This window comes from Rhodococcus sp. HNM0563 (assembly GCF_012726195.1).
In the GTDB taxonomy this organism is placed as follows: Bacteria; Actinomycetota; Actinomycetes; order Mycobacteriales; family Mycobacteriaceae; genus Rhodococcus.
In genome coordinates, this window is record NZ_JAASAF010000003.1 from 446,779 (window position 1) to 468,428 (window position 21,650).

At 66.0% G+C, this 21,650-nt stretch carries 19 protein-coding genes; 4 read left to right on the forward strand and 15 right to left on the reverse strand.

Annotated elements, in window-relative coordinates:
* The first annotated feature begins 3 nt into the window (after positions 1–3).
* Entirely contained in the window at positions 4–1,308 is a 1,305-nt protein-coding gene (locus tag HCA61_RS09080) for an aminodeoxychorismate synthase component I (RefSeq protein ID WP_169687806.1), read from the forward strand.
* Here HCA61_RS09080 and HCA61_RS26795 read toward each other — a convergent pair.
* The 3 genes from HCA61_RS26795 to rsmI all read right to left on the reverse strand — a co-directional run bounded on the left by HCA61_RS26795 (position 1,253) and on the right by rsmI (position 7,897).
* Positions 1,253–5,227 carry a WD40 repeat domain-containing protein gene (locus HCA61_RS26795; protein ID WP_346777524.1) on the reverse strand — a complete coding sequence of 1,325 codons (3,975 nt, stop codon included), beginning with the start codon at positions 5,225–5,227 and terminating at the stop codon, positions 1,253–1,255. The two genes, HCA61_RS09080 and HCA61_RS26795, sit on opposite strands and share 56 nt — an antisense overlap.
* Before the next feature lie 311 nt (positions 5,228–5,538).
* Positions 5,539–6,936, reverse strand: coding sequence for a sodium:alanine symporter family protein (locus HCA61_RS09090; protein ID WP_169687808.1), 1,398 nt, complete (start codon positions 6,934–6,936; stop codon positions 5,539–5,541).
* Between the two features lie 76 nt (positions 6,937–7,012).
* On the reverse strand, positions 7,013–7,897 hold the full coding sequence (rsmI, locus tag HCA61_RS09095; RefSeq protein WP_169687809.1) for a 16S rRNA (cytidine(1402)-2'-O)-methyltransferase: 885 nt from the start codon (positions 7,895–7,897) through the stop codon (positions 7,013–7,015).
* Between the two features lie 23 nt (positions 7,898–7,920).
* Here rsmI and HCA61_RS09100 point away from each other — a divergent pair, with 23 nt between their 5' ends.
* On the forward strand, positions 7,921–9,474 hold the full coding sequence (locus HCA61_RS09100; protein WP_346777525.1) for a phospholipid carrier-dependent glycosyltransferase: 1,554 nt from the start codon (positions 7,921–7,923) through the stop codon (positions 9,472–9,474).
* A gap of 34 nt (positions 9,475–9,508) precedes the next feature.
* Here the strand turns inward: HCA61_RS09100 and HCA61_RS09105 are convergent, their stop codons facing one another.
* From HCA61_RS09105 to mscL, 6 genes are all read right to left on the reverse strand, one after another.
* The gene (locus HCA61_RS09105; RefSeq protein ID WP_169687811.1) at positions 9,509–10,282 is read right to left on the reverse strand and encodes a hypothetical protein; all 774 of its coding nucleotides are present in this window, start codon (positions 10,280–10,282) and stop codon (positions 9,509–9,511) included.
* Between the two features lie 96 nt (positions 10,283–10,378).
* The gene (locus HCA61_RS09110) at positions 10,379–11,680 is read right to left on the reverse strand and encodes a cyclopropane-fatty-acyl-phospholipid synthase family protein (RefSeq protein ID WP_169687812.1); all 1,302 of its coding nucleotides are present in this window, start codon (positions 11,678–11,680) and stop codon (positions 10,379–10,381) included.
* Positions 11,677–12,021, reverse strand: coding sequence for a hypothetical protein (locus HCA61_RS09115; protein ID WP_169687813.1), 345 nt, complete (start codon positions 12,019–12,021; stop codon positions 11,677–11,679). The genes HCA61_RS09110 and HCA61_RS09115 overlap by 4 nt, the downstream gene beginning before the upstream one ends.
* Before the next feature lie 62 nt (positions 12,022–12,083).
* Positions 12,084–13,562, reverse strand: a complete 1,479-nt coding sequence (locus HCA61_RS09120; protein ID WP_240959110.1) for a BCCT family transporter — start codon at positions 13,560–13,562, stop codon at positions 12,084–12,086.
* A gap of 183 nt (positions 13,563–13,745) precedes the next feature.
* Positions 13,746–14,105, reverse strand: a complete 360-nt coding sequence (locus tag HCA61_RS09125; RefSeq protein WP_169687815.1) for a GntR family transcriptional regulator — start codon at positions 14,103–14,105, stop codon at positions 13,746–13,748.
* Between the two features lie 67 nt (positions 14,106–14,172).
* Positions 14,173–14,616: a large conductance mechanosensitive channel protein MscL gene (gene mscL / locus HCA61_RS09130; RefSeq protein WP_169688006.1), complete on the reverse strand. Its 444-nt coding sequence runs from the start codon at positions 14,614–14,616 to the stop codon at positions 14,173–14,175.
* A 126-nt stretch (positions 14,617–14,742) separates the two neighbouring features.
* Between mscL and arsC the strand changes: the two genes are divergently transcribed.
* On the forward strand, positions 14,743–15,090 hold the full coding sequence (gene arsC, locus HCA61_RS09135) for an arsenate reductase (glutaredoxin) (RefSeq protein WP_169687816.1): 348 nt from the start codon (positions 14,743–14,745) through the stop codon (positions 15,088–15,090).
* Between the two features lie 7 nt (positions 15,091–15,097).
* On the opposite strand, the gene arcA is transcribed toward arsC, so the two are convergent.
* Entirely contained in the window at positions 15,098–16,309 is a 1,212-nt protein-coding gene (arcA, locus tag HCA61_RS09140; protein ID WP_169687817.1) for an arginine deiminase, read from the reverse strand.
* A gap of 69 nt (positions 16,310–16,378) precedes the next feature.
* On the opposite strand from arcA, the gene HCA61_RS09145 reads away from it, so the two are divergent.
* Positions 16,379–16,858: an FABP family protein gene (locus HCA61_RS09145; protein WP_169687818.1), complete on the forward strand. Its 480-nt coding sequence runs from the start codon at positions 16,379–16,381 to the stop codon at positions 16,856–16,858.
* Between the two features lie 23 nt (positions 16,859–16,881).
* Here the strand turns inward: HCA61_RS09145 and HCA61_RS09150 are convergent, their stop codons facing one another.
* The 5 genes from HCA61_RS09150 to HCA61_RS09170 form a co-directional block, all read right to left on the reverse strand.
* The gene (locus HCA61_RS09150) at positions 16,882–17,739 is read right to left on the reverse strand and encodes an SDR family oxidoreductase (RefSeq protein WP_169687819.1); all 858 of its coding nucleotides are present in this window, start codon (positions 17,737–17,739) and stop codon (positions 16,882–16,884) included.
* 47 nt (positions 17,740–17,786) lie between these two features.
* Positions 17,787–17,930 (reverse strand): hypothetical protein, encoded by a 144-nt coding sequence (locus tag HCA61_RS09155; RefSeq protein ID WP_169687488.1) that lies wholly within the window; start codon positions 17,928–17,930, stop codon positions 17,787–17,789.
* A 112-nt stretch (positions 17,931–18,042) separates the two neighbouring features.
* Complete coding sequence (locus HCA61_RS09160; RefSeq protein ID WP_240959111.1) at positions 18,043–19,215, reverse strand: glycosyltransferase family 87 protein; 1,173 nt, start codon at positions 19,213–19,215, stop codon at positions 18,043–18,045.
* A gap of 84 nt (positions 19,216–19,299) precedes the next feature.
* The gene (gene nhaA / locus HCA61_RS09165; protein ID WP_169687821.1) at positions 19,300–20,592 is read right to left on the reverse strand and encodes a Na+/H+ antiporter NhaA; all 1,293 of its coding nucleotides are present in this window, start codon (positions 20,590–20,592) and stop codon (positions 19,300–19,302) included.
* A gap of 28 nt (positions 20,593–20,620) precedes the next feature.
* Positions 20,621–21,526: an alpha/beta hydrolase gene (locus tag HCA61_RS09170; protein ID WP_169687822.1), complete on the reverse strand. Its 906-nt coding sequence runs from the start codon at positions 21,524–21,526 to the stop codon at positions 20,621–20,623.
* Positions 21,527–21,650: the final 124 nt, after the last annotated feature.

The following is a 21,650-nucleotide window of genomic DNA, read 5'->3' on the forward strand; positions in this document are numbered from 1 at the left end:
CCGATGCGGATGGAACGAATCGGACGCGGAGGTACACCGGCTCAGGTGCTCGCCACTTTCGGTGAGCACGCCCGGCGCCTCGGTACACCTGCGCCTGCGGCGCTCACCGGATCGTGGTTCGGTGCCGCAGCAGTGATCGCGCCGTCGCTCGGTGCGCAGCCGGCCGCGGCCACCGACGCATTCACCTGCCCGGACATACAGGTCCGGGACAGCGGCCCACGCATCGGCGGCGGATGGATGGGGTACCTCGCCTACCCGGACCCGGTCACCTCCCGGCCGCCGGCACTACCCGTGGCGGCGGGTGGCTGGACCGACACCGTCCTGCGTCTCGACCACGACGGATACTGGTGGTACGAAACACTCACCGACAGAGAATGTTCCGATGCACTCGCCCGCGCGGTCATCGCAGATCCTGCGGACAGGACGGACACCGTCGGCACTGCAGCGGTGCCCGAAGCACAGTGGAACATCGACTGGTCGCTGCCCGAACGTGACGCCCACCGGCACGGTGTCGAGCAATGCCTCGACGCCATCCGGGCGGGCGAGGTGTACCAGGCATGCGTCTGCACCCGGTTCACCGGCGACTACACCGGCGACCCTCTCTCCTTCTTCGTCGACGCGATCACCCGCACGAACCCGGCGCGCGCCGCCTACCTCGAAGGGTCGTGGGGTTCGGTGGCGTCACTGTCACCGGAACTGTTCGTCTCCCGCCACGGCCGGCGACTTGCCTCCAGCCCGATCAAAGGCACGCTCCCGCTGGACCGGGACCCCGACCACCTGCGGGCATCCGTCAAGGATGTCGCCGAGAACATCATGATCGTCGATCTGGTTCGCAACGACCTCGGCCGTGTGGCCGAACCAGGCAGCGTCGCCGTGCCCGAACTCCTCGCTGTCCGTCCCGCGCCCGGCGTGTGGCACCTGGTCTCGACCGTCACCGCGACAGCCCGCCTCGGCGTATCCGCCCGCGATCTGCTCGAGGCCACTTTCCCGCCCGCCTCGGTCACAGGTTGCCCGAAGGGCCGCGCCCGTGAACTGCTGCAGCAGTGGGAACCGTCCTCGCGCGGTGTCTATTGCGGCACAGTGGGGATGGCGAGTCCGCTGGCGGGCACCGAATCGAACGTCGCAATACGCACCGTCGAGTTCGACGCCGACGGAACCTGCGCCCTCGGAGTCGGTGGAGGCATCACCATCGACTCCGACCCCGACGCCGAATGGCAGGAATGTCTCGACAAGGCGGCGAGCATCCTGGCTCTCAGCACACCTTGTCATGCAGAAACGGCAGTCCGAACTGCGGTAGGAGTTCCCTGAACTGTCCCGACGTCGCGGCGCAGATCCTCTCGACGACCACGTCCGGGTCCAGACTCCAGGTGCGCAACACACCGTCACCGCCCGCAGCGATCACCGTGCCGTTCGGATGGAACATCACCTGCCAGCGTCCCGACCCGGTATCGGTGATCGGTCCCCCCACCGCGTGCATGCCCTCGGGATCCGACACATCCCACAACCGGACCGTGCCATCGTCGCTGCCACTGACGACGCGCTTGCCGTCGGGCGACACCGACACCGAGTACACCGTGCCGGTATGACCGCGGAGCCGCGTGCCGCGTGCGACGAAACTCCCGGTGGGGTCGCGGTCCCACACCACGACCTGATGATCGTCGCCCCCGGTGACGAGAACCGAACTGTCAGGGGCGAACGCCAGTCCGTTCACGCCCGCGGAATGTCCCTCGGTGACGGCGACGGAGCGGGGGGCAGACCGATCCGTGATGTCCCAGGCGTAGATCCGGCCGTCGGCGCTGGTCACGACGAGACTGCGTCCATCGGGACTGATCGCCGCGTGCCGCACCAGGTTGGTCGGCCCGCCGAGCGGTTCACCCCACGGCTTCGGCGCTGCCGGATCGGACAGATCCCACAACTGCACCGAATAGTCGTCGTTGCCCGTGACCAGGGTGGTGCCCTCGGGCCCGAATGCGAGGGCCGAGGTGAATCGGGTTGCGAGCGCGAGCGGCTCACCCAACTGCCGTGGCGCCGCAGGTTCGGCGACATTCCACAGTTCGATGCTTCCCCCGGAGGTTGCCGCCGCCGCCAGCACCTCACCCGACGGGGACAGTGCGCTCACGTACCCGCCGCCGAGTGGACGCGTGAGCTCCACCTGGCCGACACGGGACCATCCCCCGTCGTCGACGTGCCACAGCCGGACGACCGCATCGTAACTTCCGGTGGCGACGAGGTCGCCCGAGCGGTCGGCGACAGGCAATGTCAAAGGCGCCTGAGAGACGAACACGCGGCGATGCGGCATGGTCCAGATCCGCAGATTCGCATCCTGACCTCCGGTGATGATCGTGTCTCCGGTGGGCGTGACCGTCAGCGCGGGTACACCACCGCCGTGCCCTGTGAGCGCGGGCGTGAGTTCGTCGATCCGCCGGGCGTCCTTGTCCACCGACCACAGCTTCGCGGTGCCGTCCCACGACGCGCTGGCGAGGGTGAGCCCGTCCGGAAGAAAGGACACGGTCCACACACCTCCGGTATGGGCCTGCACCGGAGTGCCGATCTGCTGGGGGTTCCGAGGGTCGGTGGTGTCGAACAACCACAGCACACCGTCGTCGCTACTTGCAGCCAAGAGAGTGCCGTCTGCATTGAAGCCGACCGAATGGGCGACGTCACCGAACCCGGTCAACGGGTCCCCGAGCGGTATCGGCGCCGAACGGTCGGACAGGTCCCACAGTCGCACCGTGCGGTCGTCGCTCGCGGTGGCCAGCACCGAACCGTCGGTGCGGAACGAGACCGTCCGCACACCGCCCTCGTGCCCGCGTATCTCCGTCGCGGGGAACCGACCGGATGCAGCAGCCGAGGTGTCGAGTAGGACAACGGAACCGTCGTCGTAGGGCACCGCCAGCGTCCGCCCGTCCGGGCTGTATCGGACGTTGTGGACGGCACCCGATCCGAATACGCGACGGTCCAGGACAGGCTGGGGTGCGCCGCGGTCCGAGATGTCCCAGATCCACACACCCCCGTCGCCGCCGCCTGCGGCGAGATAACGCCCGTCCGGACTGAACGACACCGACGCCATGTAGTTCGACGACGACACCAGCGGGGCGCCGATCGACGAAACCTCACCCGTCAACGACCACAAACGCACCGTGCCGTCGTCGCTGGCCGAGGCCAACGTCGCGCCGTCGGGCGAGACCGCGGTTCCGTAGATCGGACCGGTATGCCCCACCAGGACGCGTGCGAGCGGCACACCCTGCGTGGCGAGGAGTCGCGAGTAGGCCACCTCACTGTCGCCGTCGAGCGAGGTCGCAGCCAGCGCAAGATGCGCTGACATCGTCGGATCGTCCGATCGGCTCGAATCCGACAGCGCCACGACCTGCTGGAATTGCGCGGCCTCCCGTTCGTCGTCTGCTTTGTTCTTGCCGACCCACGCCAGGCCGCCCATCACGAGCGCGACTATCGTCAGCAGGACCAGTCCTGCCAGTGCTCCCCCGCGACGACGTCGCTGCCAATCGATCTGCCGGCGGGACGCTCGGAGGAACTCGCGGGCGGACAGACTGACCGCGGCGACGGACCGTTCTCCTGCCGCGCTGCCATCGAATCGCGCGCCCTGCTCGGAGAGCAGATCCATCCGCCCGCGCTGATAGAGCATCCCCTTGTTGCGGTCGCTCTCGATCCAGTTCGCGGCGTCGGCCTCGATCTGCTGACGAGACGCAGCGAACTGCCGGTCCTCGTGGACCCACGCCTTCAGGCGCGGCCATGCCACGATCACCGCGTCGTGGATGAGTTCGACGTGCCCCTCGTGGACGACGAGCACGCGCGCCGACACGAAATGGTCCACGACTCTCGCAGTGGCCGCGCGGTCGTCGCTTCCCACCGCAAGAAGCACGGAGAGCGGGCGAGCCATCTTCACGTCCGTGCCGGTGTTCGTCACGTAGACGAGGTGGACCATCACCGTCCGCACGATCTCGCGGTCGCGTTCGTCGAGACTTTCCCAGGCCCGCTCGGCTCCTGCCGCGATCGAACCGCGCACACCGCCGGTCGCGCGATAGCCGGCCACGGTGAGCGCGCCGCCGGTGCGTTTGTCCCACATGGTGTCGAGAAGATGGGACAGCAGCGGCAGCTCGGTGCCGCTGATGTCCCCCGGTGCCAGCACACCCAGGTCGTGCAGGATGAGGTCGACGAGGCCCGGTTCGAGTCGGACACCGAGAAGCTTGGCCGGCGCAGAAATGACCTCGACGAGATCGTCCCGGTCCAGCGGCTGCACGGCCTTGCTTCGGCGTTCGAGCGCACGAGCGAGCGCCGGATACGTCACGGCCTGCTCGTAGAAGTCCGAACGCATCGTCGCAACGACATGCGCGGGCGCATCGGAGTCCCCGGCCGTCGACATGTGCTCGAGGAGCATCAAGAAGTGTGCGCGGCTGTCGGGATCGTCGCATTGGGTGAACAGATCCTCGAGTTGGTCGACCACGACCAGCAGCGTCGACACCGATGCCTTCTCCGCTTCGGCGGCCATGGCCTCGTGCACCACTGCCCGATCGGCCACCGGATCGCCGGAGGGACCATCGAGTCCGGCGAAGGCAGGCAGTACCTCCACGAGGCGACCGACCGGGTCGGAGCCGGGGGTGAACACCACCGGCGCGCACTCGCCACCACCGCACATCAACGGGATGAGACCGGCCTGGACGAGCGAGGACTTCCCGACACCGGACGCACCGGTCACGATGACCACCCCCTGACCGTGCGCCGCGACGACCGTGTCGGCCAGCATGCGCATGCTCGTGGTCCGGCCGAAGAACATCCGCGCGTCGTCCGCCCGATAGGCGGACAGCCCCTTGTAGGGGCGGGTGTCCACGATCACCGGGGGTGGTCGGTCGGCCGACCGGGCTCCACCGCTCTCGCCGCGCGCGGCTTTCCACCATCGCTCCCACTGCTTGAGCGAGTAGAGGCCAGGGGCGGGGGGCTCCGCGGTGAGCTCGCGGGCGGAGCGGATCAACACGACGAGCACCGGGTGGACGGATTCGAAGCTCGCAGGCACGCGCTTGCCGCTACGCCAATCGCTGACCCTCTGCACCGATACCGTGCGGTCGTTTCCGACCGCGCGAGAGATCGTCGACGCGCCCGAGACCACCTTCTTCAACGCCGGGCGGCCCGCAGCCGCGAACAGGATGCGGAGCTGGTCGGCGAAGAAGCGCCGGTGATCTGCGTTCTGCGTCGTGCCGTCGTCCGCACTCACCTTCCGCGCCCTTCCGATCCTTTTCCGCGAGGGAATCCGCCGAGGAAAGTCCGCTGCGGAAAAGTTCCTCACCATGTCCGACCTGGGATGATACCCGTTCCGCAACGGTGCGCGATTGGAGAGCATTGCAATGGGTACGAAACTGGTAACCACGCAAGGTCACCTTGCACCGGGGCGAGTGCTCTGCGTCGAGTGGAACTGATCGAGGGGTAGTTCCATCGGTACAGCGGGCGTCCTGAATCGGGAGAGCAACGGCCGGACGATCGATGATCGTCCGGCCGTTGCGTATCTCCGACACCTTCCGTTGTCGGCTAGGCGTTGTCCGGTTCCCGGGCAGGTGGCTCCCCGAGCAGATACGGGTCTCGGTCGAGATAAGCCTTCGTCTCGCGCGCAATCATCCCGGACAGCAGGATCAGGCCGATGAGGTTCGGCAGCGCCATCAGACCGTTCATCACGTCGGAGAAGTTCCACACCACCTGGAGTTCGGTGGTCGCGCCGATGAACACGACGACCACGAAGATCGCGCGGTACGGCACCACACCACCGCGGCCGACGAGACGTTCGACGCACCGCTCGCCGTAGTACGACCATCCGAGGATCGTCGAGAAAGCGAAGAACACGACGGAGATCGCCACGATCCAGTGGCCCCAGTCACCGCCGAGGCCGTCTGCGAACGCCGTGGAGGTCATCGCGGCGCCCTCCTCGCCCGACTGCCAGGCACCGGTGGTGATGATGACCATGCCGGTGAAGGTGACCACGATGATGGTGTCGATGAATGTCTGCGTCATCGACACCAGGCCCTGCCGGACCGGGTGCGTCGTCCGGGCTGCGGCGGCCGCGATCGCGGCACTACCCATGCCCGACTCGTTGGAGAAGATGCCGCGTGCGACGCCGTAGCGCATCGCGGCCATGAACACCGATCCGATGAAACCGCCGGTCGCTGCCGTTCCGGTGAACGCATCGGAGAACACGAGGCCGAGGGCTGCGGGAATCTCGCCGAAATTGACCGCGAGCACGAGAATGCCCGCACCGACATACAGAACGATCATTGCGGGCACGAACCCGGCGGTGACCCGCCCGATCGACTTGATTCCGCCGAGGAGCACAGCGGCGGCGAGCACCGTCATGACGGCCCCACTGACCCACGTCGGCACCCCGAACGTGCCGTCCATCTGCGTCGCGACAGTATTGGCCTGCGTCATGTTGCCGATACCGAAGCTCGCGAGCACCGCAAACACGGCGAAGACGAGACTGAGGACGAGCCCGAACCTGTTCGGGATCGCGCGTGCCAGGTAGTACTGCGGGCCGCCGCTCTGCTCACCCTTGGCATCCCGGGTGCGGTACTTGACCCCGAGGAAAGCCTCCGAATACTTGCTCGCCATACCGAGCAGGCCCGTCACCCACATCCAGAAGAGCGCTCCGGGACCGCCGAGATAGATGGCCGTCGCGACACCGGCGATGTTGCCGACGCCGACCGTGGCCGCCAGTGCGGTCGTCAACGCCTGGTACTGAGAGATGTCGCCTTCGGCGGCACCGGGATCGTTACGGGTGATCAGCCCCAACTTGAGGGCGGGTCCCAACTTGCGGAACTGCACACCACGAAGCCGGATGGTCAGGAGCAGACCCGTCCCGAGCAGTAGCGGAATCAGCAGATACGGACCCCACACCACCCCCGCTACCTCGACGAGGAAATCGTTGACAGCGTCCATGCACTTCTCCTGCTCGTCGTCCGGTGGGTGATCCGATGGACGGAAAGTGTATGCCCGCGGTGTACCGGAGTTGAGGTCAGACGCGCCGAGCGGCCAGCACCGCGTCGTACAGCTCCTTCTTCGATACGGAGGTCCCAGCGACCTGCGCACAGGCGTCCTTGAGCCGGACACCATCTGCGACGAGCTCTTCGACGTCATCGACGAGATCGGCGGGATCGCTGCTGCGTGGGGTGGCGCCTTCGAGCACGACGGTGATTTCACCTCGAACCCCGCCCGCTGCCCACTCGGAGAGCTCGGCGAGGGTTCCGCGTTTGACCTCCTCGTAGGTCTTCGTCAGCTCGCGGCACACCGCGGCGCGGCGTTCTCCGCCCAAGACCTCGGCGGCATCGACCAGGCACGCGGCCAGTCGGTGCGGCGCTTCGAAGAACACCACGGCCCGTGGCTCGGTCGCGAGTGTCGCCAGCCAGGTGCGGCGCTGCCCCTGTTTACGGGGCGGGAATCCGTCGAAGCAGAAGCGTTCGACGGGCAGCCCCGACAACGCGAGTGCGGTGGTCACCGCGGACGGGCCCGGCAGGCACGTCACGGGCAGGCCGGCCTCGACGCATGCGGAGACCAGCCGGTAACCGGGATCGCTCACCGACGGCATGCCCGCATCGGTGACGAGCAGCACCGTGCGGCCGCCTTCGATATCGGCGATCAACGCGGGCGCCCTCGACACTTCGACCTGGTCGTAGAAGCTCACGACACGGCCCGTGATGGTCACGCCGAGCGCGGAGGCGAGAGACCTGGTGCGACGGGTGTCCTCTGCCGCGACAACGTCGGCGGTGGCCAGCGCATCGCAGAGCCGCTTGGATGCGTCGCCGATATCGCCCATCGGTGTCGCGGCCAGCACGAGCCGACCCTGCCCCGGATTCGCGTGTTGTCCCGGATTCCCCTGTTGTCCCGGATTTTCTGCCTGCATGCGGTTCAGCCTACGATCGGATTGTGACCGCGACGGACCTGCGCCCTTCCGAGGCCCCGCACCGCCGCCTCTCGAGCCCCGCTCCGCTGGTACCACCTCCGCAGTCGGCCCTGACCGATCGGACACGCGGTTGGGTCGTCACGGCGTTCGTCACAGTTCTCGCGGCCATCACCCGTTTCACGATGCTGAACTATCCGACCGACGCCAGGACGCCGGTGTTCGACGAGAAGCACTACGTCCCGCAGGGCTGGCAGGTCCTCACCGGCGGGTGGATCGAGGACAACCCGGGATACGGGCTCGTTGTGCACCCGCCGGTAGGTAAGCAGCTCATCGCGGTCGGGGAAGCACTGTTCGGTTACAACGGCTGGGGTTGGCGGATCTCGTCCGCCGTCGCCGGAGTCGTCCTGGTGCTGTTGGTTGTGCGCATCGTGCGCCGGATGACGCGTTCGACGATGCTCGGTGCCGTTGCCGGGTTGCTCCTCATCGTCGACGGGGTCACGTTCGTCTCGTCGCGGATGGGGATGCTCGACATCTTCCAGGCGGTGTTCGTCGTCGCCGCATTCGGATGCCTGCTCGTCGACCGCGACGATATCCGTCGCCGTATGGCCCGCGTGTACGCCGAGGGTCGCCTCCGCGACTCGGTGTGGGGGCCTCGCTTCGGGGTCCGGTGGTGGCGTTTCGGGGCCGGTGTCCTGCTCGGTCTGGCCGTGGGCACCAAATGGTCCGGGCTGTACTTCATTGCGTTCTTCGGTCTGATGTCGGTGGCGTTCGATCTCGCTGCGCGCCGCGCCTACGGTGTGCAGCGACCGTGGATCGGCACCGCGCTCCGCGATATCGGTCCCGCCCTGTATGCGCTGGTGGTGATCCCCGTCGGCGTCTATCTGGCGACGTTCTGGGCATGGTTCGCCAGCGAGACCGGGGTCTACCGCCATGCCGTGGGCAATCAGATCGGTCACGACAGCGCCTTCTCGTTCGTGCCGGATGCACTGCGGTCGCTGTGGTACTACAGCGCGAGTGTGCTGAAGTTCCACTCGGGTCTGACCAATTCCGCGGGCAACATCCATCCGTGGGAGTCGAAGCCGTGGACGTGGCCCATGGGGCTGCGCCCGATGCTGTATTACTACGCGGACGGGTCGAACATCGACGGCTGCGGAGCCGACGAATGCGTCAAGGCCGTCATGCTCATCGGCACTCCGGCGTTGTGGTGGGTGTCGGTGCCCGTCCTCGGGTGGGGTTTGTGGCAGATGCTGGTCCGCCGCGATTGGCGCTGGGCTGCGGTGCTCACCGGCTACGGAGCGGGCATTCTGCCGTGGCTCGCGAGCCTCGACCGGCAGATGTACTACTTCTATGCGGTTCCGCTCGCGCCGTTCCTCGTCATGGCGATCACGCTGGTCCTCGGTGAGGTGCTGGGACAGCGGTACGCGTCGCAGGAGAGGCGGACCACCGGTCTGCTCGTGGTGTGCCTCTACGTGGGTCTGGTGGTCGCGAACTTCGTGTGGTTGTGGCCGATCCTGACCGGGTTGCCGATCACGGTGGCGCACTGGCACAGCGAACTGTGGTTGCCCAGCTGGCGTTGACTTTCCCGACCCCGACAGTGCGTGGCCGGCTCGGTCAGCTCGGTTCGTCGAACACCGTCGGTTCGTCGAACAGTGTGGGCTCTGCATCGGTGTCGCCGGTGTACCGCTCCCCGTCGAAGCGCTGTGCGAATCCGGTGTCGATGGTGCCGAGAAGCACTCTCAGCGCACCGAAGAGGTCGGCGAGGTGCCGGGGCACGAACGGGTCGCCCATCACGTCGATCGTCGCCACGAGCCGATCTTCGACGAGAAGCAGTTTGATGTGTGGCCATGCGCGGTTGAGTTCGAGTAGTTCCTCGGCAGCCCGCGCACGCCCGGTGATGCCGTGCAGCAGCGGCGCCCACAGCTGGATGGTGCGAGCGCTGTCGTCGACCACGACGAATACCGCCTGGGAATCGACGACGACGACAAAATCTCCGTCGGCGTCGAGAGGGATCGGCCGCCCGAACTGTAGCCGGAGTGCCTCACCGACACGCGAGCGCAGTGCGCGGGGAGTGTCGGGCTCGTCGCTGCGCAGGAAGGTGGGATGCAGCACGCCGTACACCTCACGCAGCGCAGCGACGACGTGGTGCGCGATCTCGTCGGCCTGACGTACCGGGCTGATGCTGGGGCCGATTCCCGACATCTCGACCTCGATACACCTCGCATCGAGCGCGACGATCTTCACCAGGGTGAGATGTTCACCTGTGGTCTCGGCGGCGAGGTCGATCTGCTCGCCTTTTCCGAGCGCCGCGATCCGGCCCGCAAGTCGAGTGCGGAAACGGTCCCAGCCCCGTTCCAGAATTCCGTCGAAGCGGTCTGTGCGGGCCATCCGTGACTCCCCTCTCGCAGTGCAACAGCGGGCTGCGGTCACGCTACTGCGAGGTGCCGACAACTCCCGTCAGGCGCACCGTCGGAGTCCGGGACATCACCCGCTCGAGAGCCATTCGTGACGGGTCCGCGGCATGTTGCTCGCGCCGGTAGAGGTGGGACGTACCGCGAGTACCTGGTTGATCGTCAGACGGCCCGGTTCCTCGAAGCCGAGTGCGCTCGCGGTGAGGTACAGCAACCAGGTTCGAGCTCGGTCGGCTCCGACGAGCGAGCTCGCCTCCTCCCACGATTCCTGCAGGTTCGCGACCCACGCACGCAATGTCAGCGCATAGTGTTCGCGCAGCGCCTCGACGTCGCGGACTTCGAGGCCCGCGCGTTCGAACGCATCGAGGGTACGACTCAGCGGCAGTATCTCCCCGTCAGGGAACACATAGCGGTCGATGAAGGTAGCGGGACGACTGCGGGGATCGGGCCGGTGCACCACCGACGCGATGGCATGGTTGAGCAATCGCCCACCCGGGACCAGCAGTTCGTGCAGGTGCTGCGCATACGTGGGAAGCTTGGTCGCCCCGACGTGCTCGGACATACCGATGCTCGAGATCGCGTCGAACGGGGTCTCGTCGATGTCGCGATAATCCTGCAGCCGGATCTCGATGCGATCCGACATGCCTGCCGCAGCGATACGCGCCTGCGCGAAGTCGCGCTGTTCGGCGCTGAGCGTGACGCCCAGGACATCGACGCCGTAGTGCTGCGCCGCATGCAGCGCCATCGCTCCCCACCCGCAGCCGACGTCGAGGAGCCTCATGCCCGGTTCGAGTCCGAGTTTCCGGCAGACCAGGTCGACCTTGTCGTGTTGTGCGTCCTCGAGGCCGGGTGTGCCGGTTTCCGGCCGGCTCCAGTAGCCGCACGAGTACACCATCGAGGGGCCGAGAAACAGCCTGTAGAAGTCGTTTCCGACGTCGTAATGATGCGAGACCACCTGCGCGTCGCGTCGTTTGCTGTGCAGGGCACCGCGCCGGCGAGGGATCTCCACCGAGGGTGGTCGCGGAGAGGGTCCGATGATGCCGAGCGCGGCGAACTTCCGCGCCAGACGTGCGAACTCACGTGGCGATGTGTCGCGCAGCGTGCGGCTGCCGAGTCTGTCGACGAGGTCCGGAAGCCCGAGAACCGCGTAGAGATCGCCGTCGACCACGAGGTCGCCGCTGACGTACGCGCGGCTCAATCCGAGTTCGTTGGGAGCCCACAGCACACGGCGCAGCGCCCGGCGGTTGCGGAATTCGACGCGGGCCTCGGCGTCCGGCGGTCCCGCTTCGGAGCCGTCCCAACATCGGACGTGGACCGGAATCTGCACTCGCAGGAACTCTTCGAAGGTGGCCAGGAGGTCGCGCGCGGCGCTCATCCTTTCACCATGGCACAGACACCGATCACGCACCGCCCTTCGAGTATGTCGACGATCGCGAGTCCCGCATGCGAGAGGGTCGTGCTGATGCGCATCGACAGCAACCCGGCCGACTCGCCGGCCGCCGGTGAATCGAATACCCACAGTTGCCCGGCGGGGGCGAGCAGCTCCGCGATGCCGCTGAGCCGCGACGTGTCGCTGTCGCGGAACTCCGGCACCCCGAACCCGCAGACGAGATCGGAGGTGCCGGTCGCGTCGGCCAGGGTGCGGCTGCTTCGGATCACGCCGCCCGGCCCGACGCGCGCCGCGAATGCCTCGGCGGCGGCGACCGTCCCGATCACGAGGACACTGTATCCGGGCTGTGGATCCGTCACCTCGACCGCGAATGCCGCGTGCCCGCGCGTCACTCGACGCGTCTGAGCAGTCGCCGTCGCCGACCACCGGTGATGATCGGATCTCGTCTCAGATCTCGGTAGAGCGACACGCACAGACCGATCATCACGATCACGAACGGCGCGGCGGCGATGATCGTCATCGTCTGTAGTGCATTGAGCGCTTCGGAGCCGCCTGTCCACAGCAGCAGCGCTGCGACACCGCCGGTCAGACCACCCCAGAACACGACGACGCCGCGGCTCGGTGTGAGCGTTCCCCGTTGTGTGAGGCTGCCCATGACCATCGATGCGGCGTCGGCGCCCGAGACGAAGAAGATGGACACGAGCACCATCACGACGACGGTGGAAATACCCACGAGCGGTAGGTGGTCGAGCATGCCGAACAGCTGTTCTTCGACGCTTCCGGCACCGGCGACGTCGTACCCTTGCTCCTGCTGATTGATCCCGGCGCCACCGAAGACGGCGAACCACAGCAGGCTCACGACACTCGGCACGATCATCACGCCGATGACGAATTCACGGATGGTGCGCCCACGGCTGATCCGCGCCAGGAACATGCCGACGAACGGCGCCCACGAAATCCACCAGGCCCAGTAGAAGATCGTCCAACTGGAGAGCCACTCGCCTGCTTCCGGACCGGATGCCGCAGTGCGAGCCGACATCTCGGCGAGGTCGGCAGCGTAGGCGCCGAGTGTGGTGGGAATGAGGTTGAGGATGAAGATCGTCGGGCCGAGCACGAACACGAACAGCGCGAGGACACCCGCAAGCACCATGTTGATGTTCGAGAGCCACTGGATGCCCTTCGCGACTCCCGATACCGCGGACGCGACGAACGCGAGGGTGAGCACGGCGACGATCGCCACGAGGAGTCCTACCCCAGCCGTCTCGAGCCATCCGGTGACCTCGAATCCCGACCCGATCTGCAATGCGCCCAGGCCGAGCGACGCAGCGGTTCCGAACAGTGTCGCGTAGAGGGCAAGGATGTCGATGAGCTTGCCGATGGGGCCTTCGGCTCGGCGCCCGAGAAGCGGAATGAACGCGGCGCTCACCAGCTGTTTGCGGCCTTTTCGGAAGGTTCCGTAGGCGATGGCCAGGCCCACCACCGCGTAGATCGCCCACGGATGAAGACTCCAGTGGAACATCGTGGTCGCCATCGCAACTCCGGTTCCGCCATCGGTACCGGGAGGCGCTGTCACGTAGTGCGAGACCGGCTCGGACACGCCGAAGAACATCAATCCGATGCCCATCCCCGCGCTGAACATCATGGCGATCCAGCTGACGGTGCGGAACTCGGGCACCTCGTCATCTTTGCCGAGTGGTATCCGGCCGTATTTGCTTGCTGCGATCCACAACACGAAAATGACGAAGGCTGTCGCCGAGAGGACGAACAGCCAGCCCATCTCGATGACGATCCAGTCGAGAACGGATCCGGTCACCGAGCTGAAGTTGTCCGAAGCCGCGAGACCCCACACGACTATGGCGACAACCATGGCGGCGGAGATTCCGAACACGACGCGGTCGGTGCGGCTACGAGGTGGGTCGGTCGGCGGAGTATCCAGTGGTCCGGCGACAACAGCGGCGGCTGCGTCGTCGGTCCTGCCCTCAGGAACAGTCATATGTTCCAACTTTCCTTCATTGCCCCGAAATTGTGTCGCTTTCGCGGAAGTCGCACTCTAGGCGCGCAGCGCAGCCTCGACGAAGTCGACGATCTCCTCGTCGGACATTCCCAGCACCCGTACGGCCGCGACGAATTCGGTAGTGGCCTGCTGTGCGAGCGACCGTGTGGGATCGCCCGAATCCGCGATGTACGTCCCGGCCCGCCCGCGGGTTTCGAGGACCCCGAGCTGCTCGAGCTCCCGATACGTCTTCGCCACCGTGTTCGGCGCGATCCCGAGGGTCTCGGCCATGGCGCGCACGGTGGGCAGCTTCGTACCGGCGATCAACTCCCCGTCCCGGACGAGTTCGACGATCCGTCGGCGAAGCTGCTCGAACGGCGGGACAGACGAGTCCGAATCGATCACGATATCGAGCATCATTGCAGGCTAGCAGCGTCTCCCAGACGTTTCGACCGGAAGAAGGAGGGCCGGGGGTTCGCGACGATCAGACACGAGCCTTGTCGCTGTGGCGACCGTCGAGGTCGTCGTCGACGGTGTTGTAGCTGCCCTTCTCGAGCAGGTCGCGGATCTGGATGAGCAGGTCCGTTTCGCTGAGCGGCTCGTCCTCCGGTTCCTTGTCCGGGGCGAAGCGGGCCTTGGCTGCGTTGACCGGCACGATCAGCACGAAGTAGACGACCGCAGCGATGATGATGAAGTTGATCACCGCCGAGATCACAGCACCGAGGTTGATGAAGGTCGCCTCGTTCGACGCGAGGATCTTGAAGCCGAAGCCCATCTCATTGTTGCCGCCGACCACCGCGACAAGCGGATTGATGATGTTATCGGTGAACGCGGTGACGATCGCGGTGAACGCCGCGCCCACCACGACTGCGACGGCGAGTTCGATGACGTTTCCGCGCAGCAGAAAATCTTTGAAACCTTTGAGCATTCCCCCGGGCCTTTCACGATTGAGCCACATGGTGTGAACAGATTGACCCGGAAATGTTAATTGGGCGGACAACCACGCTCAACATAGACATTTCCGACAGCCGTACCGGCGGGGCACAATCGAGACATGGCACACACCGCAACGATCTACCACAATCCTCGCTGCAGCACGTCTCGCAACACCCTCGCGCTCCTGCGCGAGGAAGGCCTCGAACCCACGATCGTGAAGTACCTCGATACCCCGCCGTCGCGCGACGGCCTGCGCAAACTCCTCGACGACGCGGGACTGCGCCCCAGCGAAGCGATCCGGAAGAAGGAATCGCTCTACAAAGAGCTGAATCTCGCCGAAGCATCCGAGGAAGAACTGCTCGTCGCGATGGTCGACAACCCCATCCTCATCGAACGCCCCCTCGTCGTCACCGATAAGGGAACGGTGCTCGCACGCCCCGTCGACAAGGTTCGCGATATTCTCTGACGCGCTGCTACAGCGCCGCCCGCGCGAGCGGGCACGACATGCACCGCGGACCGCCGCGGCCGGAGCCCAGCTCCGACCCGGCGATCCGCAGCACTTCGATTCCGGAATCCTCGAGTCGCGTATTGGTCTCGACGTTGCGCTCGTACGCGATGACCACCCCCGGTGCGACCGCAAGGGTGTTGTTCCCGTCGTCCCACTGTTCCCGCTCCGCGACAACGGAATCGAGCCCCGTGTCGATCATCCGGAGCTTCTCGATACCCATTGCGTCGGCCGCTGCTTCGAGGAACGGCCGTGGTCCCGTTATCCGCGCGGACCCGTCTTCGCGTCGAATCGTGAACGCCTCCAACGTGTCGCGGATGGCGGGATACATCACGACGGCGTCGACGTCGACCATGGTGCAGACCGTGTCGAGATGCATCGACGCGCGTCGCTGCTCGATCGGCACGGCAAGTACCGTGTGAGCAAGACCGTCTTCGAAGACGCTGCGTGCCAATGCTTCTGCCCCTGCGGGGCTGGTTCGCTCCCCGACCCCCACCGCGATCACGCCCGGCGCGAGGAGCAACACGTCGCCACCTTCGACGGGAGCCGTGTGCGACTCGTACGCCCGTCGTACACCGAGGAACTTCGGGTGAAACGCGTAGATGAGGTCGGTGAGGTTGGTTTCCCGTCGCCTTGCGGGCAGCGCGAGCGTCGAGATCGCCACTCGGGAGCCCACCCAGAACGACGAATCCCGGGTGAAGAGCAGGTTGGGGAGCGGCTCGATCACGAAATCCGGGCCGTGGTGCATCAGCCGCACCAGCGACGGTGGCGAACCCATGCCCGCCGCGGGCAATTCGTCGAAAGTCATTCCTGCGATCAGGATTCGGGCGAGTTCGGGTGCGGCAACGGTGCGCAGATGACCGGCGAGCTCCTTGGCCAGCGAGTGCCCCAGGCGACGCGGATCGACGGCCGACGAAATACTCTGCACCCGCGCAGCCCCGCTGACCTCGAGGGTTTCGGTGAGCAGATCCGAGAGAAGGAGCACTTCCACACCACGACTCCGCAGCACCTCGGCGAACGCGTCGTGTTCCTCTTGAGCTCGCGCGACCCACGGCAACGCATCGAACAACAGTTGATCGTTGTTCCGAGGGGTGAGCCGCTCGAGTTCCGCGCCGGGCCGATGCAGCATCACGGAGGTGAGCGCACCCACCTCGGAATCGACACCCCACTGCTGGTTCATGCGACAACGGTAACTCTCTGCGGAAGGATGGCGGGTGCACACGCGCAGCCCACCCGCAAGGAGTTACCGATGTCCGATAATCCGGCCGAGAACGACCCGCTCGGCGAACTCGCCGCGTTCGCGGGTCGCTGGGTGGGAGGCGGCGAAGGCCACTACCCGACCATCGACGACTTCTCGTACGACGAGACGATCGAGTTCGCCTCGATCCCCGGCAAACCGTTTCTGATGTACGTGAGCCGGACCCGTCACCGCACCGAGGCGCGACCGCTGCACACCGAGAACGGGTATCTGCGCAACAGTGGCGAGGACATCGAACTGCTCGTGTCGCAGCCGACGGGCTTCGTCGAGATCCAGCGCGGTCGACTCACCCAGGGAGTGCTCGACCTCACCGCGGTAGTTCTCGAACGCTCGCCCGATGCGAAGCCGGTGCACGAACTGAAGCGTCGCTACGTCCTCGACGGCGACACGCTCACCTACGACCTGTGGATGGCGCACGCCGACACCCCGCTCACCCACCACTTGCACGCCGCACTCCGGCGCGACGCCTAGATCGGTTTCGCGGGCAGCCCCGGCTACTTTGCGGTGCTCGAACGTAGAACTTTTCGGAAGTAGTCGTTGGCGCCCTGCATCACGAGGTTGTAGGGCGGGGCGAACTTGCGTGCCCACCAGAAGCCGAACCTGGTGTCGAACGACGTGTACACCATGAAGCGGTTCTTCCTGATACCGGTGAGAATGCACTCGGCGACCTTCTCTGGCGATGCCGCGTGCTTGACGAAACGCCCCGTCAGTTTCCGGACTGCGGGCGCGTCGCGATCGACGCCGACGATGTCCACCGTGTCGACCAGCGGGGTGGCCACGGCTCCGGGCACCACGAGCGAAACACCGATCTTGTCGCGTTTGAGGTCGAACCGCAGTACCTCCGACACGCCACGTAGCCCGAACTTGCTGGCGCTGTACGCCGAATGCCACGGCAATGCGAGAAGCCCCGCGGCCGACGACACGTTGACGAGGTGCCCTCCGCGACCGGCCGCGATCATCGGTGGCACGAAGTTCTCGATGACGTGGATCGGCCCCATGAGGTTGACGTCGACCATGAGCTTCCAGTGTTTGTGCTGGAGACGGTCGACGGTGCCCCACACCGACACCCCCGCAACGTTGGCGACGATGTCGACCGACTCGCAACGCTCGTGGACGGCGTGCGCGAACGCGGTGACGGCGTCGTAGTCCGAGATGTCGAACGCTGCGGAATGCAGTACGGTCCCGCCGCCTGCGCGCACGGCGTCGACAACGCTGTCGAGACCGTCCTGCTGAAGGTCGGTCAGGATGAGATCGGCTCCCTCGCGGGCTGCCGCGAGAGCGAGAGCGCGGCCGATTCCGCTGGCCGCGCCCGTAACGAGAAATCTGGTTCCGCGCAGGTCCTTGATCGCCATGGCGACACCCTAACCGCCGCGGCGTTCCTGAAAGCGCAGCTCGATCGTCAGAGCCGCTGGGACATCTCTTCCTGGTAACCGTGAATCGTCTTCTCGAGCATGTCGGCGTCGTCGTCGCGTCCCTCGTTACGCGCCAGATCCGCCCGTTCGCGCAGCACCCGAATGGCCCGCCGCAATTCGTCGTCACTCATCCTGTGATCCATAACACATAGTGTGCCGGTTTCTCCTGGTCCGTGCCATAGCCGAACGTGCGATTGCGAGATCGACACGCTCCTCACAGGCCGACGGTGTCGACGTGCGACCTCACCTTCCGACCACCACGGCGTCGGCGCATGGGTCTACGTCGCGGCCGGCGGAGACCGAGTCCCGGCGCCGGATGTCGAGGCGACGGTCGAGCAGCACCGCGAAGATCACGATGAGCAGCAACGACCAACCCCACGTCGGACGCATGTACTCCGCAAACCGTCCGGCTTCGACCCACCGTCCCGAATACCATTCGTCGGCGCTGAGGAACCCGTACACCGCGAGCCACGCCGGCCAGTTACGTAGCACCGACTGCGGCAACACCACACTCATCAGCAACGGGAACAGCAGCATCGAGTAGTACATCTGGCCGAGTGAACCGAGCAGGAATGAGGCTGTCATCAGCACCCCGGCGCTGGTGACGACGAAGAACACGTCATCGCGGCGATGGTAGCGGTAGAGCAGATACATCGTGGCCGCGGCCAACAGCGCGAAACCACCCCGGAGCAACAGGATCAACAGATCCGGCAGCCCGTAGTAGCTGCCGTTACCGGTGATCGAACTGTTGAAGTAATCCCGGGACTGCAGCAGATAGGGCACGGTGCGTTCGACGAACTGCCACGGATCAGCGGCCCATGGCCACGCCAGCGCGGTGAGCAGAATCGGCACCGCCGCGGCAGTAACAAACACCTTGCCCTGGCGCCGCAACAGTGGAAGCAGCAACAACGGTGCCAGGATCGGTTTGATCGCGAATGTCAGCCCGATCGCCACACCGGCCCACAGATCTCGCCGGGCAAGCAGCAACGTCAAGAACGCCATCTGGCCGAGCAGGATGACCCCGTTGATGTTGGTGAACACCAGAGTGTTGGTCACCGATTCCGATGCGAAGGCGAGCACGATCACCACGGGTAGCGCTGCGGAGTGTGCGGTGAATCCGAACATCCGGACCACCAGATACACCGCGATCAGCACTGCAACCGCGTTGACACCGATGAACAGCCACCGTGAACTGTCCGGCTCGAAGACCGCGAACGGTGCGATCAGCAAGGATCCGGACGGCGGATAGAGGTAATGCGGGTCAACGTGCTGGTAGGCGGCGGTGTAGACCGGTTCGCGGTTCCAGAACGCGACCGCAGCCCGGTACACCCCGGTGAAATCGTCGGTGCGGGCACCGTTGACGGCGAGAATCACCGTGCGGTGGATCACGAGCATCACCGCGACCGGCCACAGCATGCACTTGACCAGCGCCTCCGGCGAGTCGACAGTGGTCGCTGTCCACCAGGGTGATCTGCGGAACTCGGTGGAGGGCATGGCTGTTCACCGTCCCTGGTAGACGTCCGGAATTCCATCACCGTCGTCGTCGACCTGTTCGAGGGCGATGATCCGACGGTAAGCGCGGTTGCGGATGGTCAGCACCACCGAGGCGAGGGCGGCGCTGAGCAACGAACCGGCCAGGACCGCGACCTTGACATGGTCTGCGGCGACTGTGCCCGCACCGTACGCGAGATCACCGATCAACAAGGACACGGTGAACCCGATGCCTCCGAGCAACGCGACCCCGAGGACGTCGACCCATCTCAACTCGTCGTCCAGATGTGCGCGGGTGAATCGGGCCACCAGATAGCTGACACCGAAGATGCCGACGACCTTGCCGAGCACCAATCCGGCGATCACCCCGAGTGAGATGGTGTCGGTGAGCGCCTCGGTCAAGCCGGTGAGGCCACCGACCGTGACGCCGGCGGCGAAGAACGCGAACACAGGGACCGCGAGGCCGGCCGACAGCGGTCGAATCCGGTGTTCGATGTGCTCGGCGACGGACACCTTCTTTCCATCCGCATCGCGGGAGACGGGGACGAGGAAACCGAGCAGGACGCCGGCGATGGTGGCGTGCACCCCTGATTCGTGCACAAGCACCCACGCCGCGACCGCCAAGGGCACCAGCAACCACCAGGCATGCACGCCCTTTTTGAGCGCGAAACCGAAGGCGAGCAGTGGGATCAGTGCTGCTCCGAGATAGAACAGGTTCATCTCATCGGTGTAGAAAATCGCGATCACGGTCACGGCGAGCAGGTCGTCGACCACGGCGAGGGTAAGCAGGAAAGTCCGCAAGGCCGACGGCAGGTGGGTCCCGATCACGGCGAGGATGGCCACCGCGAAGGCAATGTCGGTGGCTGTCGGGACGGCCCACCCGCTCAAGGACTCGGCCCCGCCACGCACATTGATCGCGACGAAGATCAGCGCCGGGACCACCATTCCGCCGAGTGCGGCGATAACGGGCATCGCTGCCCGACGTGGATCGCGAAGACTGCCTTCGACGAATTCACGTTTGAGTTCGACACCGACCACGAAGAAGAACACCGCGAGCAACCCGTCTGCTGCCCATGTGCCCAGGGACAGGTCCAGGTGTAGTGCAGCAGGGCCGACGGTGATATCGCGCAACGCGTGGTAGGAGTCGGACCAAGCGGTGTTGGCCCAGATCAACGCGGCCAGCGCGCCGATCAGCAGCAATATTCCGCCGACGGTTTCCTTGCGGAGAATCTCCGCCACCCGACGGGAGTCGTCCCAGGAGCCGCGGGAGAGGAACGGTAGAGCAGAAAACCTTTTGGGCATGAGGGGTCCTCGAGAGTGCGGGTAGTCATCAGGGGTGGTCGTTGCGCGGTGCCGACCGTGCGGTCGTCACACGGTCGAGCAGCTCGGCGAAACGGTCCGGCGCTTCGAGCGGCAACAGGTGCCCGACGCCGTCGAGCATGCGGACCGATGCGGTGGGCAGCCGCGCTGCCAGCGCGCGAAGTGCCGGACCGGTCAGGACGGGGTCGTACTCGCCGACGACCGCGGTGAGCGGCGTGCGGTGAGTCCACCGTCGAACCGATTCCTCGGGAAACCGATGTGGAATGTGCGGGGGCCGGTAGTGCGCGCCGATCACGCACAACACCGCGAGTGCTGCGGGGTCGGGCCGAAAACCGGCTGCGGTCAGGGACTGCAGGAGCCTACCGGTGGCCTGGTGGTCGGCGTTGACCCTCCATAGCCACCGGCGCCATCTCACCGCCACCGAAGGTCGAACCGGGGACAGTCCGAGTGGGCCGATCAGAACGAGCTGCGTGACCTGGTGTTCACGCGAGGCGGCCAGGGCGATGCCGGCTCCGAGTCCGTGCCCCACCAGCATCACGGGATCGGGCGTGAGTGCCGGTAGCACCGTGTCGAGCCAGGACCCGTACGAGGCCCAGAAATCGCGTTCCGGTTGTTTAGGTGCACTCAGACCGGGCATCCCGGGCGGGTCGGGAACGAAGACCTGCCGCGACCGTCCGATCGCCTCGATCGCCGCGGTCATGGTCACGGCTGGGGCTTCCGCTCCGGGTACCAGCACGACGGGTGGCAATGCAGATGGTTGTCCGGCGACCAGGACACCGGTGGCTCCCTGCGCAGTGTCGACGAGCTGCACCTCGCATGGGAGACCTGAGTCGGTCAGCGCACGGCGACATGCAGCCTGCACCGCGGCGTGGTCACCGGGACTGCGGTACGGATACCTGGTTCGAGATTCGGTCACTGCGCCGATCGCGCATCGCCGCCGCCAGCGGTGGTGTGGACAGGATAATACGAGAACACGGGCCCTCCAGGGTCGACAGTATGATCACCTACTTGCCGACCAGACTTCCCGGCGCACCGCTGCA

Bases quoted from the DNA above. Each gene is read 5' to 3' on its own strand.
- HCA61_RS09155 (WP_169687488.1), bottom strand. From the start codon at position 17,930: ATGAGTGACGACGAATTGCGGCGGGCCATTCGGGTGCTGCGCGAACGG.
- HCA61_RS09160 (WP_240959111.1), bottom strand. From the start codon at position 19,215: ATGCTGTGGCCGGTCGCGGTGATGCTCGTGATCCACCGCACGGTGATT.
- HCA61_RS09090 (WP_169687808.1), bottom strand. From the start codon at position 6,936: ATGGACGCTGTCAACGATTTCCTCGTCGAGGTAGCGGGGGTGGTGTGG.
- HCA61_RS09125 (WP_169687815.1), bottom strand. From the start codon at position 14,105: ATGCTCGATATCGTGATCGATTCGGACTCGTCTGTCCCGCCGTTCGAG.
- HCA61_RS09145 (WP_169687818.1), top strand. From the start codon at position 16,379: ATGTCCGATAATCCGGCCGAGAACGACCCGCTCGGCGAACTCGCCGCG.
- rsmI (WP_169687809.1), bottom strand. From the start codon at position 7,897: ATGCAGGCAGAAAATCCGGGACAACAGGGGAATCCGGGACAACACGCG.
- HCA61_RS09120 (WP_240959110.1), bottom strand. From the start codon at position 13,562: ATGGTTGTCGCCATAGTCGTGTGGGGTCTCGCGGCTTCGGACAACTTC.
- HCA61_RS09110 (WP_169687812.1), bottom strand. From the start codon at position 11,680: ATGAGCGCCGCGCGCGACCTCCTGGCCACCTTCGAAGAGTTCCTGCGA.
- HCA61_RS09105 (WP_169687811.1), bottom strand. From the start codon at position 10,282: ATGGCCCGCACAGACCGCTTCGACGGAATTCTGGAACGGGGCTGGGAC.
- nhaA (WP_169687821.1), bottom strand. From the start codon at position 20,592: ATGCCCAAAAGGTTTTCTGCTCTACCGTTCCTCTCCCGCGGCTCCTGG.
- mscL (WP_169688006.1), bottom strand. From the start codon at position 14,616: ATGCTCAAAGGTTTCAAAGATTTTCTGCTGCGCGGAAACGTCATCGAA.
- arcA (WP_169687817.1), bottom strand. From the start codon at position 16,309: ATGAACCAGCAGTGGGGTGTCGATTCCGAGGTGGGTGCGCTCACCTCC.
- arsC (WP_169687816.1), top strand. From the start codon at position 14,743: ATGGCACACACCGCAACGATCTACCACAATCCTCGCTGCAGCACGTCT.
- HCA61_RS09150 (WP_169687819.1), bottom strand. From the start codon at position 17,739: ATGGCGATCAAGGACCTGCGCGGAACCAGATTTCTCGTTACGGGCGCG.
- HCA61_RS09080 (WP_169687806.1), top strand. From the start codon at position 4: ATGCGGATGGAACGAATCGGACGCGGAGGTACACCGGCTCAGGTGCTC.